The 15,442-nt window shown below is 72.2% G+C and carries 15 protein-coding genes; 3 read left to right on the top strand and 12 right to left on the bottom strand.

Features of this window, described 5'->3' with window-relative positions; all coding sequences use genetic code 11:
* On the bottom strand, positions 1–415 hold a 415-nt coding region (locus tag ACV530_RS34925), incomplete at its 3' end, for a glutamine synthetase beta-grasp domain-containing protein (RefSeq protein WP_494336740.1).
* 198 nt (positions 416–613) lie between these two features.
* On the opposite strand from ACV530_RS34925, the gene ACV530_RS34920 reads away from it, so the two are divergent.
* The gene (locus ACV530_RS34920; RefSeq protein WP_494336739.1) at positions 614–1,081 is read left to right on the top strand and encodes an RDD family protein; all 468 of its coding nucleotides are present in this window, start codon (positions 614–616) and stop codon (positions 1,079–1,081) included.
* Positions 1,082–1,144: 63 nt separating this feature from the next.
* Here the strand turns inward: ACV530_RS34920 and ACV530_RS34915 are convergent, their stop codons facing one another.
* The 4 genes from ACV530_RS34915 to lipB form a co-directional block, all read right to left on the bottom strand.
* Positions 1,145–1,828: a DUF4191 domain-containing protein gene (locus tag ACV530_RS34915; RefSeq protein WP_494336738.1), complete on the bottom strand. Its 684-nt coding sequence runs from the start codon at positions 1,826–1,828 to the stop codon at positions 1,145–1,147.
* A 10-nt stretch (positions 1,829–1,838) separates the two neighbouring features.
* Complete coding sequence (locus tag ACV530_RS34910; protein WP_494336737.1) at positions 1,839–2,102, bottom strand: SCO2195 family GlnR-regulated protein; 264 nt, start codon at positions 2,100–2,102, stop codon at positions 1,839–1,841.
* Positions 2,103–2,302: 200 nt separating this feature from the next.
* Entirely contained in the window at positions 2,303–3,241 is a 939-nt protein-coding gene (gene lipA / locus ACV530_RS34905) for a lipoyl synthase (protein WP_494336736.1), read from the bottom strand.
* A 124-nt stretch (positions 3,242–3,365) separates the two neighbouring features.
* Positions 3,366–4,148 carry a lipoyl(octanoyl) transferase LipB gene (lipB, locus tag ACV530_RS34900; protein WP_494336735.1) on the bottom strand — a complete coding sequence of 261 codons (783 nt, stop codon included), beginning with the start codon at positions 4,146–4,148 and terminating at the stop codon, positions 3,366–3,368.
* 246 nt (positions 4,149–4,394) lie between these two features.
* On the opposite strand from lipB, the gene ACV530_RS34895 reads away from it, so the two are divergent.
* Positions 4,395–5,852 carry an NsdA family TPR-like regulatory protein gene (locus ACV530_RS34895; protein ID WP_494336734.1) on the top strand — a complete coding sequence of 486 codons (1,458 nt, stop codon included), beginning with the start codon at positions 4,395–4,397 and terminating at the stop codon, positions 5,850–5,852.
* Between the two features lie 321 nt (positions 5,853–6,173).
* On the opposite strand, the gene ACV530_RS34890 is transcribed toward ACV530_RS34895, so the two are convergent.
* The 3 genes from ACV530_RS34890 to ACV530_RS34880 all read right to left on the bottom strand — a co-directional run bounded on the left by ACV530_RS34890 (position 6,174) and on the right by ACV530_RS34880 (position 9,076).
* A complete protein-coding gene (locus tag ACV530_RS34890; RefSeq protein ID WP_494336733.1) occupies positions 6,174–7,487 on the bottom strand; it encodes an NAD(P)/FAD-dependent oxidoreductase in 1,314 nt (437 codons plus the stop codon).
* Positions 7,488–7,637: 150 nt separating this feature from the next.
* On the bottom strand, positions 7,638–8,546 hold the full coding sequence (locus ACV530_RS34885; RefSeq protein ID WP_494336732.1) for a TIGR01777 family oxidoreductase: 909 nt from the start codon (positions 8,544–8,546) through the stop codon (positions 7,638–7,640).
* A gap of 11 nt (positions 8,547–8,557) precedes the next feature.
* Positions 8,558–9,076 carry a DUF4240 domain-containing protein gene (locus ACV530_RS34880; protein WP_494336741.1) on the bottom strand — a complete coding sequence of 173 codons (519 nt, stop codon included), beginning with the start codon at positions 9,074–9,076 and terminating at the stop codon, positions 8,558–8,560.
* 170 nt (positions 9,077–9,246) lie between these two features.
* Here ACV530_RS34880 and ACV530_RS34875 point away from each other — a divergent pair, with 170 nt between their 5' ends.
* Positions 9,247–10,164, top strand: coding sequence for an SDR family oxidoreductase (locus ACV530_RS34875; protein ID WP_494336731.1), 918 nt, complete (start codon positions 9,247–9,249; stop codon positions 10,162–10,164).
* Here the strand turns inward: ACV530_RS34875 and ACV530_RS34870 are convergent.
* The 4 genes from ACV530_RS34870 to lpdA form a co-directional block, all read right to left on the bottom strand.
* Positions 10,155–11,123, bottom strand: coding sequence for a helix-turn-helix transcriptional regulator (locus ACV530_RS34870; protein WP_494336730.1), 969 nt, complete (start codon positions 11,121–11,123; stop codon positions 10,155–10,157). The two genes, ACV530_RS34875 and ACV530_RS34870, sit on opposite strands and share 10 nt — an antisense overlap.
* Before the next feature lie 200 nt (positions 11,124–11,323).
* Complete coding sequence (locus ACV530_RS34865) at positions 11,324–11,947, bottom strand: GntR family transcriptional regulator (protein ID WP_494336729.1); 624 nt, start codon at positions 11,945–11,947, stop codon at positions 11,324–11,326.
* A 145-nt stretch (positions 11,948–12,092) separates the two neighbouring features.
* Positions 12,093–13,859: a 2-oxoglutarate dehydrogenase, E2 component, dihydrolipoamide succinyltransferase gene (gene sucB / locus ACV530_RS34860; protein WP_494336728.1), complete on the bottom strand. Its 1,767-nt coding sequence runs from the start codon at positions 13,857–13,859 to the stop codon at positions 12,093–12,095.
* A gap of 48 nt (positions 13,860–13,907) precedes the next feature.
* Positions 13,908–15,296 (bottom strand): dihydrolipoyl dehydrogenase, encoded by a 1,389-nt coding sequence (gene lpdA, locus ACV530_RS34855; protein WP_494336727.1) that lies wholly within the window; start codon positions 15,294–15,296, stop codon positions 13,908–13,910.
* Between the last annotated feature and the right edge of the window lie 146 nt (positions 15,297–15,442).

The raw sequence follows: 15,442 nt of genomic DNA, 5'->3' as shown, positions 1-15,442 counted from the left end.
GGACGCTGTCGAAGACGTAGAACTCCGCCTCCGGGCCGAAGTAGGCGGTATCGGCGATACCGGTGGAGGCCAGGTAGGCCTCGGCCTTCTTCGCCACATTCCGCGGATCACGGCTGTACTGCTCACCAGTGATCGGGTCATGGATGAAGAAGTTGATGTTCAGGGTCTTGTCACGGCGGAAGGGGTCCACGCGGGCGGTGGACAGGTCCGCGCGCAGCGCCATGTCGGACTCGTGGATGGCCTGGAAACCACGGATCGACGAACCGTCGAAGGCCAGCTCCTCGGTCGGGTCGAACGCCGCGGCCGGAACCGTGAAGTGCTGCATCACACCCGGCAGGTCGCAGAAGCGGACATCGACGAACTTGACGTCCTCGTCCGCGATGAACTTCTTGGCGTCATCGGCGTTCTGGAACATCCAACCCTCCTAGGCCCGGCCGACGGTGGCCGGGAGTTGCTTCGGTGGTGCTGGGCCGACCCTAGAGAGACCGGATTTCCCGGCCGTGACCCATTTGTTTCGCCGAGGTTAACCGGGGCGCGGTTAAAACATGATCAGGACAGGCCGTCGCCGGACCCGGGACGTGGTGGCCGTATGCGGTCGCAGTACCGTGGTCGGGTGGACAAAAGGCAAGCAATCGGCTCGTGGCTCTCCGGCCCCCGCGCGGCCGCTGAGCAGATGGGCGTCGACTTCGGCTACCGCGGCGAAGGCCTCGGGCTGCCGGAGAGCGGGCCGGGCTCGGTCGCCCCGCTCGGACGGCGCGTCGGGGCCCTCTTCATCGACTGGGCGCTGTGCGTGCTCATCAGCTGGGGGCTCTTCGCCCACGGCAATCCGCAACATGCCAGTAACTGGGCTTTGTTGATCTTCCTGGTGCTCAGCGTGCTCACCGTGGGGACGGTCGGCTGCACGCCGGGCAAGCGGCTGCTCGGTCTGCGGGTCGTGAGTGTGAACGGCGGGCGGCTGACCCTGCCGTGGGTGGTGCTGCGCAGCGTGCTGCTGGTGGTCGTCATCCCCGCGGTGATCTGGGACCGCGACACACGTGGGCTGCACGACCGGTTCTCGCGGGCCGTGCAGGTGCGGATGTAGGCAGAGACGGAAAAGGGCGGGACGGGATCGCACGATCCCGTCCCGCCCTTTTCCGTCTCCGTCTCAGCGGCCCTTCGGCATCCGCATGCCCTTGCCGGGCATCGGACCCTTCGGGATCGGCATGTTGCTCATCAGGTCGCCCATCGCCCGCAGCCGGTCGTTGACGACCGTCACCTGTGCGCCCGGCAGCACCCGCGGCAGCTTGAGCAGGGTGGTGCGCAGCTTCTTGAGCGGCACCTGGCCCTCGCCGTCGCCCACGATGACATCGTGGACCGGCACGTCCACCACGATGCGTGCCATGCGCTTCTTCTCGGCCGCCAGCAGGCTCTTGACCCGGTTCGGGTTGCCCTCGGCGACCAGCACGATGCCGGCCTTGCCCACGGCCCGGTGCACGACGTCCTGGCTGCGGTTCATCGCCACCGCCGGCGTCGTCGTCCAGCCACGGCCGATGTTGTCCAGCACCGCGGCAGCGGCACCCGGCTGGCCCTCCATCTGCCCGAAGGCGGCGCGCTCGGCCCGGCGGCCGAAAACGATCGCCATCGCGAGGAAGGCCAGCAGGAAGCCCAGGATTCCCAGGTAGATCGGGTGGTCGATCCAGAAGCCGATAGCGAGGAGCGCACCGAAGGTGACGATGCCCACAGCCGCGACGACAAGACCGACCTTCGGATCGACCTTCTTGGTCATCCTGTAGGTCAGGGCGATCTGCTTCAGTCGCCCGGGGTTCTCGGATGTTTCCTTCCTCGCCATATGGCGAAGTTTACGTGGCCTGCGGGCCCGGGGCCGCCGCGGCCTCCAGCAGGTGCTGCGCCTCGCGCCGGTCCTTGGCCCGGCGGCGGTCCTCGAGCACGGCGGTCCAGGCGTTGCGGCGGGCCGTGCGCTGGCCCCGGCGCATCAGCAGCCGCTCGATGGCGCGCAGCGCGCCGGTGACGGAGGGCGGCCTGACGAAGAGCGTGGACGGCAGAACGGAAGGAGCGCGGGTGGCTGTCGCCGTGGTGACGTCGGCGGGCGGCGCGGCCTGCATGTCGGTGTCCCCTCGAGAGCGGAAGTGGTGAGAGGTGGGGGAGCGCTGCGTACTGCGCGTACTGCGGTGCGTACGTCCATCGTCACTGAGTGGTGTTACCAACGCATGACCGGTGAGTCAAACGCTATTGAAACGTTGATGCGGCCCGTATCCGTGGATACGGGCCGCATACGCCGCAGGTGCGAAGAGGGAGGGGGAGGTCAGGCCGCGGTCTGCTCGCGGCGCTCGATCGCCTGCTGGTAGAGGCGGCCGGCGCGGTACGAGGAGCGGACCAGGGGGCCGGACATGACGCCGGCGTAGCCGATCTCGTCGGCCTCCTCCTTGAGCTCCACGAACTCGTGCGGCTTGACCCAGCGCGAGACGGGGTGGTGCCGCGGGGAGGGGCGCAGGTACTGGGTGATGGTGATCAGCTCGCAGCCCGCGTCGTACAGGTCCTGCAGCGCCTGGCTGACCTCCTCGCGCTCCTCGCCCATGCCCAGGATCAGGTTGGACTTGGTGACGAGGCCGGCCTCGCGGGCCTTGGTGATGACCTCGAGGGAGCGCTCGTAGCGGAAGCCGGGGCGGATGCGCTTGAAGATCCGGGGGACCGTCTCGACGTTGTGCGCGAGCACCTCGGGGCGGGAGGAGAAGACCTCGGCCAGCTGGTCCGGCTTGGCGTTGAAGTCCGGGATCAGCAGCTCGACGCCGGTGTCCGGCATCAGGGAGTGGATCTGGCGCACGGTCTCGGCGTAGAGCCAGGCGCCGCCGTCCTCGAGGTCGTCGCGGGCCACACCGGTGATCGTCGCGTACTTCAGGTCCATGGACTGGACGGACTCGGCCACGCGGCGCGGCTCGTCGCGGTCGAGGGCCTGCGGCTTGCCGGTGTCGATCTGGCAGAAGTCACAGCGCCGGGTGCACTGGTCGCCGCCGATGAGGAACGTCGCCTCGCGGTCCTCCCAGCACTCGTAGATGTTGGGGCAGCCCGCCTCCTGGCACACCGTGTGCAGGCCCTCGCGCTTCACCAGACCCTGGAGCTCGGTGTACTCGGGGCCCATCTTGGCCCGGGTCTTGATCCACTCGGGCTTGCGCTCGATGGGGGTCTGGGCGTTGCGGACCTCCAGGCGCAGCATCTTGCGTCCGTCGGGTGCGACTGCGGACACTCCGGCTCCCTTTGGCTTCGATTCTTCGGCGGACACCAGGGTACGCCCGTTCGTTCGTGTGTTCTTTCGCCCGGGAAACCCCCGGGGGCGGGGGCGTATTCCCTGGACGGCCTGGACGGCTTCCCTAGACGGCGCGGGGCAGGGGCTCCGACGACTCCAGGACCTCGCGGAGGTGCTTCTCGACCACGGGGATCACCTCGGCGACCGGCACGTCGCGGCCCAGCTCGTTCGAGAGCGAGGTCACGCCCGCGTCGCGGATGCCGCAGGGGACGATGCGGTCGAACCAGGTGTTGTCCGGGTCGCAGTTCAGGGCGAAGCCGTGCATGGTCACGCCCTTGGCGATCCGGATGCCGATCGCGGCGAGCTTGCGGTCCTCGCGGCGCTGGCCGGCGTTGGAGGGCGCGTACTCCGGGCCGTTGAGCCGGGGGTCGAACTCCTCGTCCGTCAGGCGCGGGTCGAAGTCCAGGCTCAGGCCGCCGAGGGCGGCGCGCTGTTCGAGCGGGTCGCCCAGGACCCATACACCGCTGCGGCCCTCGACGCGAGTGGTCTCCAGGCCGAGTTCCGCGCAGGCCCGGATCAGGGCCTCCTCGAGGCGGCGCACATGCGCGATGACGTCCACCGGGCGCGGCAGCTTGAGGATCGGGTAGCCGACGAGCTGGCCCGGGCCATGCCAGGTGATCTTGCCGCCGCGGTCCACGTCGATGACGGGGGTGCCGTCCAAGGGGCGCTCGCTGTCCTCGGTGCGCCGCCCCGCGGTGTAGACCGCCGGGTGCTCCACCAGGAGGCACGTGTCCGGGATCTCGTCCGCGAACCGGGCGGAGTGGACTCTCCGCTGCTCCTGCCAGGCCTCCTGGTACTCGACGGCGTCCGCCCCGAAGCCCAGGTGGGCAAAGCGCAGCTCACTCACGGCAGCTCCTCTTCGAACCTTCTCGAACCCTGCCACTGTACGGCGGCGCGTTCCGGTGGTTGTGGGTGAGGGCCACGCAAGATCGGATGGGGGGTCGCACGTGGCTCGTTTCCGTGCCTATTTGATCTGTCTTTGATCTGTCCTCACACGATCGGATGAATGCGGGGCGAAGGCGGCGTTCGGGGCGATGGATACCGCTACATTCACGCCGTTCCAGAATGGCGATCAGGGAGACCGGGCAGGTTGATGACGGAACGACCCCCACAGCGCATTCCCAACCGCCAGCTCGCCGCGCTCATCGCGGAGGCCGGCTTCTCCAACGCGGGGCTCGCACGTCGCGTCGATCAATTAGGCCTCGAACACGGCCTCGACCTGCGCTACGACAAAACATCGGTCACCCGGTGGCTGCGCGGGCAGCAGCCCCGCGGCACCACGCCGGCGCTGATCGCGGAGGTCTTCACCCGGCGGCTCGGGCGGCGGCTGTCGGCGCAGGATCTCGGCCTGGACGCGTGCGCACCCGTGTACGCGGGGCTGGAATTCGCCGCCTCGCCGGCGGAGGCCATTGACATCGTCAGCGGCCTGTGGCGCAAGGACTCCGGCAGCCACACCGAGCTGCGGAAGATCGCGTTCACTCCGGCCGGGCTGGTGGTGCCGAGCCGCGACTGGCTGATCGGGCGCGCCGACGACCGGGTGGCGCGCAGCGCCGGGCCCGTGCCGGGCGCACCACCCGTGCCCGGCGCGGAGGGCGTACGCCCCGTGCCGCGGGGCGGTGTGCCGCGGCAGCGGGCGGAGCGGGCGCCCGGAGGGAGGGTCTCGATGGGGGACATCGCGGCTCTGCGCTCCGTGGGCGAGCTCTTCCGCACGCTCGACCACGCCTACGGCGGCGGGCACGCCCGGCAGGCGCTGGTGCGCTATCTCGAGCACGAGGCCGAGCCGATGCTCCGCGGCACGTACGGGGAGGCCACGGGGCGGCGGCTGTTCGGCGCCGCCGCGGACCTGACGCGGCTGGCCGGGTGGACGTCCTACGACATCGCCGCCCACGGGCTCGCGCAGCGGTACTACGTGCAGGCGCTGCGGCTCGCCCAGGCGGCCGGGGACCGGGCGTACGGCAGCTATGTGCTGGTGACCATGAGCCGGCAGGCCGTGTACCTCGGGCACGGGCGGGAGGCGGTGCAGCTCGCGCGCGTCGCCCAGCAGGGGGTCGGGTCGAGTGCCCCGCCGGTGGTGCAGTCGCTGCTGCACGCGGCGGAGGCGCGCGGGCACGGCGTCCTCGGCGAGGTGCGGGCGTGCTCCGCGTCGCTCGCCCGGGCCGAGCGGGCGCTGGAGTCCGCGCGGCCGGGGGACGAGGTGCCGTACTGGATCCGCTTCTTCGACGAGGCGCAGCTGGCCGACGAGTTCGGGCACTGCCACCGCGATCTCCAGCAGTGGCGGGCGGCCGCCCAGCATGCCGAACGGTCTCTGCAGCTGAGGAACGCGGCGTACGCGCGCAGCCGGCTGTTCTGCCGGGTCGTGCTGGCCTGTGCCCGGCTGGGGCTCGGCGAGCTGGAGGCCGCCTGCGGGCTGGGCCTGGAGGCGGCGCAGGCGGCGGTCGAGATGCGGTCGGTCCGTGCGGTGGAGTACGTACGGGACTTCGAGCGGCGGCTCGAGCCGTACCGGGACGCGGCGCCGGTGCGGGCGTACCGGGAGAAGGCCGCGTCCCTGTAGCGCGGGCGGGGGCGCCCGCGTACGGGGGGCGTCCCGCCGGGTTGGTCGGGTGGCGCGGTGCCGTAGCCGGCCGGGGGCAGGGGCGCCCCGCGTGGGGCGTCCCGGTCCGTCAGGCCGCGCGGAGGGCGGGTGTGCCGTAGCCCGGCCGGGGGCCGGGGTTGCGTGGCAGTGCGTGCGCCGCCCGGCGGCCGGGGAGCAGGGTTCCCTGCACTGCGCGGGGGCGTCCCGCCCGGTTGGCCGGGGGCGCGGAACTGTAGTCGGCCGGGGGAGCAAGGCTCCCGCGCCAGGCGGGGGCGTCTCGCGCGGGGGCGCCCCCGCCCGTCAGGCCGCGCGCAGGGCGGGTGTGCCGTAGCCCGGCCGGATGCCGAGGTCGCGCAGCAGGGCGTACGCCGCCCGGCGGCCGGAGAACAGGGCTCCCTGCACCGTGCTGGTGTCCCGGTGGTCGCCGCACACGTACAGCCCCGACAGCAGCCGCACCGGGCGCCGTACGTCGTGCGGCGCCGGCATGGCCGGGACGGCATCGGGGTCGTGGTGCGCGGCGAGGAGTTCGAAGTCGCCCGGCGGCACGTCGTGGATGCGGGCGAGCTGCTGCCGGGCCGCGCGGTCGAGGGCGGCGATCGGTGCGCCCGCCGCCGCGCCGAGGACCGTGGAGGTGATCAACGGCCGCCCGGCGGGCGCCCGTTCGGGGTCCACCTCGCTGGCGACGGTGGTGTGCGCGACCGGGCCGCCCCGCCCCGCGGTCAGGACGAGCGCCGCGTCCCGGGCCGGGGTGGCGGCCGTCGTGTGGTGCAGGACGGTCACCGGGTGGAAGCCCGGCAGCCGCAGCCCGGGCAGCAGTCCGGCGGCTGCCCGGGCGCCGGTGGCGACGACCACCGAGCGGCACCGGATCTCGCCGTGCTCCGCCGTGCCGACGGACGTGGTGCCCGCGGACGTGACGTGCACGCCGCACCGTACGGTGTCCGGCGGCAGCAGCGCCGCCAGCAGCGCCGGAACCGTGCCCGCGCCGCCCGCGGGCAGGCAGAGCCGGCCGCGGGCGAAGCCGCGCAGGACCAGGTCGGCGCACCGGCTCGAGGTGGTGAGGTCCGGGTCCGACAGCAGGGAGGCGAGGAGGGGGCGCAGGAAGCCCTCGACCGTACGGGCGGGCAGGCCGCGGGTGGTGAGGGTGGCGGCGGTGGGCCGGTCGGGCCGGGCGAGCATCCGCTCGACCGGCAGGGCGGCGAGGCGCGCCAGCGCCGTGCCGAGCCGTGCCTGGTCCAGGCCCGCGGTGCGCGAGGCGCGGGCGGCCGTGGCCAGGGCCCGGGCCGTGGTGAACGCGCGCTTCGCGCCGCGGGTTTCGCCGATGCGGTGGTTGCGGCCGTCGGCGTGGACCAGCACCCCCGGGATGAACGGACGCAGTGTGAGGCCGGCGAGGCCGGGCGTGCGGAGGAGATCGGGGAACGAGGTGTCGAGCAACTGGCCGGAGCGGTCCAGCCGGAAGCCGTCGACCTGATCCGTCGTCATACGGCCGCCCGGCTGCGGGGCGGCCTCCAGAACCGTGACTGTCACGCCAGCGTTGATGAGCTGATGCGCCGCGGAGAGACCGGAGAGTCCGGCTCCCACAATGACGACATCCGCGTGTTGCGCGCTGCTGGCCACGTGCCCTCCCGAGGTCGGTCCGCTCGCTCGGGGGCCTGATGCCCCCAACGGGCTGCGACGATGCGCGAGTTCGCCTCGACCGTAGAGAGAAATCCGGTCAATAACAGTCGCGCACGGGAAGAGCACGGTCGCACGGTGGTTGCACAATCATCAGGTTGAGGCGTGGCGGCCCGGGGGCAGTGCCGCGCGTACGGCGCTCTCGATGTCGGGACAGGTGAAGTCGAAGCCCGAGCCGAGCAGTCGGCGGGGCAGCACGCGCTGGCTGGCCAGCACGTCGGTCGCCATCTCGCCCAGCGCCAGCTTCAGCGCCGGGGCGGGCGCGGTGCACAGCGCGGGGCGGTGCAGGACGCGCCCCATGGCGCCGGTGACCTCGCGGTTGGTCACCGGGTGGGGAGCGGTCAGGTTGACCGGGCCCGCGAGGTCCGTCACCAGGAGGTGGCGCAGCGCGGCGACGTGGTCCCGGAGGGCGATGAAGCTCCAGTACTGGCGGCCGTCGCCCATCCGTCCGCCCAGGCCGAACCGGAACAGCGGGAAGAGCTTGGCCCAGGCGCCGCCGGCGGCGGAGACGACCAGTCCGGTACGGGCGAAGGCGGTGCGGATGCCCGCGTCGGCCGCCGGGGTGGCCGCCGCCTCCCACTCCTGGCACACGTCGGCCAGGAAGCCCCGGCCGGGCGGGGCGCTCTCGTCGACCGCCCGGTCACCGGTGTCGCCGTAGATGCCGATCGCGCTGCCGCTGACCAGGACGCGGGGCGGGGTGTCGAGGGACGCCAGGGCCCGGGCGAGGGTGGCGGTGCCCCGGACGCGGCTGTCGCGGATCTCCCGCTTGTACGCGGCGGTCCAGCGGTGGTCGCCCACGCCCGCGCCGGCCAGGTGCACCACGGCCTCGCAGCCCGTCAGCCCCCGGACGTCCACCCACTCGCGGTGCGGGCTCCACTCGACCTCGCCGTCGTGCCGCGGCGTGCGGCGGACGAGCCGGACGACCTGGTGGCCGTCCGCCTCCAGCGAGCGGACGAGTGCCGTGCCGATGAGTCCGGTGGAACCGCTGACAGCAATGCGCATGCTCACTCCGCTCACTCCCTGAACCGCTCCCACAGCCGGGGGAAGCGCTCCGCGAGCGCCCCTTCTTCCTCCAGGTCGAGGACAGTACCCTTCGGCTCGGACGCCTGCGGCTCCAGCCCCAGGTCGGGCATCGGGGCGCCGGTGAGCTGTTCGTACGCCTCGTCGGCCGCGTAGCCGAGGTCCTCGCCGTCGCCGTCGGCCTCCTCGTCGAAGTCCTCCAGGAGCTCCGCGAGGGCGTCGGCGTCGTGGAGCGCGCCCTCGAGGACCTCCCGGCCCTGGCCGATGAGCCAGCAGCGGAAGTAGTCGAAGACGTCGTCGCTGGCGCCGTCCAGCAGCACCGCGGCGGCCCCCCACAGATCCCACAGGTACGCCCGGTTGTAGCGCGCCTCGAAGTGCCGGGCGAAATCCTGCACGCTGTCCGGGTCGAGCTGCATCAGCCGCTCCACCAGCAGATCGGCCTGGTCCTCGGTGTCCCCTTCGGCGGCCTCGCGCGTGCTGTCGATCAGTTCCCAGAACTCCGTCTCGTCCATCACGGCTACAGCATCCGTCCTGCCCCGGGGGGCCGCACGTGGAAGGGACCGGATGCGGCCGTGTCGTTATCGCCGCAATACAGGCGCAATACAGGACAGGAGGTGTCGGGATTCGCTGCCAGGGTCATGTGCGCCGGAAGACCGGAAGACTGGAACGAGAGGACTGGTGGATGTCCAGGGGAACACTGGCGGGCAAGGTCGCACTGGTCGCGGGCGCCACGCGGGGAGCGGGCCGGGCCATGGCGGTCGAACTCGGCCGTGCCGGGGCGGTCGTCTACGCGACCGGGCGCACCACGCGGGAGCGCCGCAGCGAAGTCGGCCGGGCCGAGACCATCGAGGAAACCGCCGAACTGGTGACGGCCGCGGGCGGCACCGGGATCGCCGTGCCCACCGACCACTTGGTGCCGGATCAGGTCAGGGCGCTCGTCGAGCGCATCGACCGGGAGCAGGGGCGGCTCGACGTACTGGTCAACGACGTCTGGGGCGGTGAGCGCCTGATCGAGTTCAGCAAGAAGGTGTGGGAGCTCGACCTCGACAAGGGGCTGAGGATGCTCCGGCTGGCGATCGACACGCACGCGATCACCAGTCACTGCGCGCTGCCGCTGCTCATCCGGCGGCCCGGCGGCCTGGTCGTCGAGATCACGGACGGGACCGAGGAGTACAACACCGCGCACTACCGGGAGAACCTCCTCTACGACCTCGCCAAGTTCGGCCCGATGCGGATGGCGTGGGGGCTCGCGCGGGAACTGAAGGAGTACGGCGGTACGGCGGTGTGCCTCAGCCCGGGCTTCCTGCGCTCGGAGGAGATGCTCGACCACTTCGGGGTCACCGAGGAGAACTGGCGCGACGCGACGGCGAAGGAGCCGCACTTCGCCGTCGCCGAGTCGCCCGCCTTCGTCGGGCGGGCGCTGGCGGCGCTCGCGGCGGACCCGGAGCGGGCGCGGTGGAACGGCAGGTCCGTCTCGAGCGGCGAGCTGGCGAAGACGTACGGTTTCACGGACGTCGACGGTTCGCGGCCCGATTCCTTCGGCTACTTCGAGGACGTCTTCTACGGCGGCAAGCAGGCCACCGCCGACGACTACCGGTAGAGCGCGGCGCTGCGGGCCGCCGCCTGCGCGAAGCGCTCCCGCAGCTCCGGCGGCTCCAGCACCTCCGCCTCCGGCCCCAGCGCCAGCAGTTGCTCGTACGCCACCTCCAGCGACTCCACGGGCAGGGTGACGGTGATCAGGCCGTGGGTGTCGGGCGCGGCGGCGGCTTCGACCGCTTCCCGGCCCGCCCTGCGGTCGGTGACGTGCGGCAGGCGCCGCGCGCCGTCCGGGGTGAGGCGCAGCGTGACGCGCTCGCGGAGGATGGCGCGGGCGAAGAGCGCGGCCTGCTCGTCCCAGAAGGCGGGCAGGTCGAACTCCCCGTCGCGGCAGAACCGTTCCTCGCCGGCGCTCACCGCGGTGAAGCGGTCCACCCGGTAGACGCGGTGGCCGTCCCGCACCCGGGCGGCCAGGTACCAGACGCCCGCCTTGAGCACGAGGCCGTACGGCTCGAGCTCGCGCTCGACCTCGTTGCCGTCGCGGCGGCGGTAGCGGGCGGTGAGGAACCGGTCCTCCCATACCGCCTCCGCGACGGCGGGGAGCAGGTCGGGCGGGTCGGCGGGCTGCCACCAGCCGGGTGCGTCGAGGTGGAAGCGCTGGGCCGCGTTCGCGGGGGCGTCGCCGAGCTCGGGGCGCAGGGCCGCCGAGACCTTGAGCCGGGCGGCGGAGGCGGCGTCGGCCAGGCCCATCTCGCGCAGGGCGGACGGCACTCCGGACAGGAAGAGGGCCTCGGCCTCGGTACGGCCCAGGCCGGTCAGCCTCGTGCGGTAACCGCCGATGAGACGGTAGCCGCCGGTGCGGCCGCGGTCGGCGTAGACGGGCACGCCCGCTTCGGAGAGGGCGAGCACGTCGCGCGCGACGGTGCGTTCGGAGACTTCCAGCTGCTCGGCCAGCTCGGCCCCCGTCATCGACGGCCGGGACTGGAGCAGCAGCACCAACTTGATCAACCGGGCGGCACGCATGCCCCCCATCATGGGGCGGACGACAGGACTCCGTGCGCCCAGCCAGGGCACGGTCGGCGTACGAGGTCCCGTCGTCGGTCACCCCTGGGCCGTCTCCCGACACAGGACAGGGCGGTCGGGTACGGCTCCCGCGGAGACGATACGCCTCTGATCGATGATCGATCAACCCTGGCGGGTCTCGGACCAGTCTCGGACCCGTCTCAGACCTGCGGGGCGCACGACAGGACGTGCGCCCGGATCAGCTCGCCGATGCGCGGATCGCGCCGCCGGAACGCCGCCACGAGCTCGGCATGGTCCTCCGCGTGCGCCCGGGGCGCCGGGCTCAGCCAGCGGATCGACAGGGTCGTCCACACCTCGATGCCCAGCGACTCCCAGGTGTGCAGCAGCACCGAGTTGCCCGCCGCCTGCACGATCGCGCGGTGGAAGGCCACCGTGTGCCGCACCTGGGCCTCGCCGTCACCGGACCGGTCCGCCTCGTACAGCGCCTCGACCTCCCGGTCCAGCGCGGCCGTGTCCCCGGCCAGGGCGTCCCCGGCGAGCTCGGCGGCCACCATCTCCAGGCCCGCGCGCACCGGGTAGCTCTCGCGGAGGTCGGCGGCGGTCAGCTCGCGGACCCGTACGCCCTTGTTGGGGGCCGACTCGATCAGCCGCAGCGACTCCAGCTCGCGCAGCGCCTCGCGCACGGGGGTCTGGCTCACCAGCAGTTCGGCGGCGATCCGGCGCTCGACGATCCGCTCGCCCGGCTGCCAGCGGCCGCTGACGATCCCTTCGAGGATGTGCTCGCGGATCTGTTCACGGAGCGAGTGGACGACGGGTGGTGACATGAAGGCGCTCCTCGGCGGCCTGGGGGCGAACGGACGTCATTATCGCGGAGCACGACAGCGGGGCGCGAAACGGGCAAAGGGCACGGCCCCGGCTCGTACGGAGTACGAGAACCGGGGCCGTGCCCTTGAGGACCTGTCGTGAAGGTCAGAGACCGATCTCGGTCTCGAACTCGGCGGCCTCGAGGATCGCCTTGACCGTCGTCAGGTAGCGGGCCGCGTCGGCACCGTCCACCAGGCGGTGGTCGTAGGAGAGGGACAGGTAGGTCATGTCACGCACGCCGATGACCGTGCCCTCGGGGGTCTCGATGACCGCCGGGCGCTTGACGGTCGCGCCGATGCCCAGGATGGCGACCTGGTTCGGGGGCACGATGACCGTGTCGAACAGCGCACCGCGGGAACCGGTGTTGCTGATCGTGAAGGTCGCGCCGGACATCTCGTCCGGGCTGATCTTGCCGGTGCGGACCTTGCCGGCCAGCTCGGCGGTCTTCTTGGAGATGCCCGCGATGTTGAGGTCGCCCGCACCCTTGATGACCGGGGTCATCAGGCCCTTCTCCGAGTCGACGGCGATGCCGACGTTCTCGGAGTCGAAGTAGGTGATGGTGCCCTCGTCCTCGTTGATCCGGGCGTTGATGACCGGGTGGGCCTTCAGCGCCTGGACGGCGGCCTTGACGAAGAACGGCATCGGGGACAGCTTGACGCCCTCGCGGGCGGCGAAGCCTTCCTTGGCCTTGTTGCGCATCTTCATGATCTTGGTGATGTCCACCTCGACCACGGAGGTCAGCTGCGCCTGGCCGTGCAGCGCCTTCATCATGTTGTCGGCGATGACCTTGCGCATGCGCGGCATCTTGACGGTCTGACCGCGCAGCGGGGAGACCTCGAGCGCCGGAGCCTTCGCGGCGGCCGGAGCGGCCTTCGCGGCGGCGGGGGCCGGCGCGGCGGCCGCGGCCTTGGCGGCCTCGGCGGCGGCGACGACGTCCTGCTTGCGGATGCGGCCGCCGACGCCGGTGCCCTGGACGGTCGCCAGGTTCACGTTGTTCTCGGCGGCGAGCTTGCGCACCAGCGGGGTGACGTACGCGCCGTCGGCCGCGGGAGCGGTCGGGGCGACCGGGGCGGCGGGAGCCGCCGGAGCCACCGGCGCGGGGGCCGGGGCGGGAGCCGGAGCCGGGGCCGGGGCGACCGGGGCAGCGGCGGGAGCCGGAGCGGCAGCCGGGGCCGGGGCCGGGGCAGGCGCCGGGGCGGCGGCGGGGGCCGGAGCGGCCGGGGCGGGCGCGGCGGCCGGAGCGGCACCAGCGGCACCGATCACGGCGAGCTTGGCGCCGACCTCGGCGACCTCGTCCTCGCCGACCACGATCTCCAGCAGCACACCGGAGGCGGGGGCCGGGATCTCGGTGTCGACCTTGTCGGTGGAAACCTCGAGGAGGGGCTCGTCCTCGGAGACCTCCTCGCCGACCTCCTTCAGCCAGCGGGTGACGGTGCCCTCGGTGACCGACTCGCCCAGGGCGGGCAGCACGACGTCGGTGCCGGTGGCGCCAGGCCCTGCGGGAGTGGCTGCCGCGGCAGCGGCGGGGGCCGGCGCCGGGGCGGGAGCCGGAGCCTCGGCCACGGGGGCCGGAGCGGCGGCGGGGGCCTCGGCGGCAGCGGCGGCCGGGGCGGGGGCAGCGGCGGGGGCGCCGGTGCCGTCGTCGATGATGGCCAGCTCGGAGCCGACCTCGACCGTCTCGTCCTCGGCCACCTTGATGGAGGCGAGGATGCCGGACGCGGGGGCCGGGATCTCGGTGTCGACCTTGTCGGTGGAGACCTCGAGCAGCGGCTCGTCGGCCTCCACTCGCTCACCCTCGGCCTTGAGCCATCGGGTGACGGTGCCCTCGGTCACGCTCTCGCCGAGCGCCGGCAGGGTTACGGAAACCGCCATGGTGCGGTTGCTCCTTACGAGTAGTGCGGTTGTTGGTGCGCTCGGGACTCAGTCGTGCGAGTGCAGGGGCTTGCCGGCCAGGGCCAGGTGGGCCTCGCCGAGGGCCTCGTTCTGCGTCGGGTGCGCGTGGATGAGCTGCGCGACCTCCGCGGGCAGCGCCTCCCAGTTGTAGATCAGCTGGGCTTCGCCGACCTGCTCACCCATGCGGTCGCCGACCATGTGCACGCCGACGACGGCACCGTCCTTGACCTGGACGAGCTTGATCTCGCCCGCGGTCTTCAGGATCTTGCTCTTGCCGTTGCCCGCGAGGTTGTACTTCAGAGCGACGACCTTGTCGGCACCGTACAGCTCCTTGGCCTTCGCCTCGGTGATGCCCACCGACGCGACCTCGGGGTGGCAGTACGTGACGCGCGGCACGCCGTCGTAGTCGACCGGCACGGGGTTCAGACCGGCCAGACGCTCCGCCACCAGGATGCCCTCGGCGAAGCCGACGTGCGCGAGCTGGAGGGTCGGGACGAGGTCACCGACGGCCGAGATGGTCGGCACGTTGGTCTGCATGTACTCGTCGACGAGGACGTAGCCGCGGTCCATCGCGACCCCGGCCTCCTCGTAGCCCAGGCCCTGGGAGACCGGGCCACGGCCGACGGCGACGAGCAGCAGCTCGGCCTCGAAGGTCTTGCCGTTCTCCAGCGAGACCTTCACGCCCGTCTCGGTGTACTCGACACCGGAGAAGCGGGAGCCGAGGGAGAAGTTGATGCCGCGCTTGCGGAAGGCGCGCTCGAGCAGCTTGGAGCTGTTCTCGTCCTCGACCGGGACGAGGTGCGGCAGCGCCTCGACGATGGTGACGTCCACGCCGAAGGACTTCCACGCGGAGGCGAACTCGACGCCGATGACGCCGCCGCCCAGCACGATCGCGGACTTCGGCACGCGGTCCAGGACCAGCGCGTGGTCCGAGGAGATGACGCGATTGCCGTCGATGGTCAGACCCGGCAGCGACTTCGGCACGGAGCCAGTCGCCAGCAGGACGTGGCGGCCGGTGATGCGCTGGCCGTTGACGTCCACCGAGGTCGGGGAGGACAGGCGGCCCTCGCCGGTGATGTAGGTGACCTTGCGCGAGGCGACCAGGCCCTGCAGGCCCTTGTACAGGCCCGAGATCACGTCGTCCTTGTACTTGTGGACGCCCGCGATGTCGATGCCCTCGAGCGAGGCCTTGACACCGAACTGCTCGGCCTCACGGGCCTGGTCGGCGACCTCGCCGGCGTGCAGCAGAGCCTTGGTGGGGATGCAGCCGCGGTGCAGGCAGGTGCCGCCCAGCTTGTCCTTCTCGATCAGGGCGACGTCGAGACCCAGCTGGGCACCCCGCAGGGCAGCGGCGTAACCACCGCTACCGCCTCCGAGGATCACTAGGTCGAAAACGGTGCTGGCGTCGTTCGCCACGTCACGTCCTCCATGCATGGGTACGCCGTTGCCGGTCGTCTGTGACCGGGCGGCGGCTGTCGTTCGGCCGCTTTGCTTCGGCCCTGTGATTAACGGGGGCCCTGTCCTGCCGAGACAACATCTTCGCACTTGTTCGCGGACGGCGG

This window comes from Streptomyces sp. SX-6, assembly GCF_059089585.1.
Note: the sequence above shows the minus strand (reverse complement) of the source record. Positions and strands in the feature narration are given on the sequence as shown.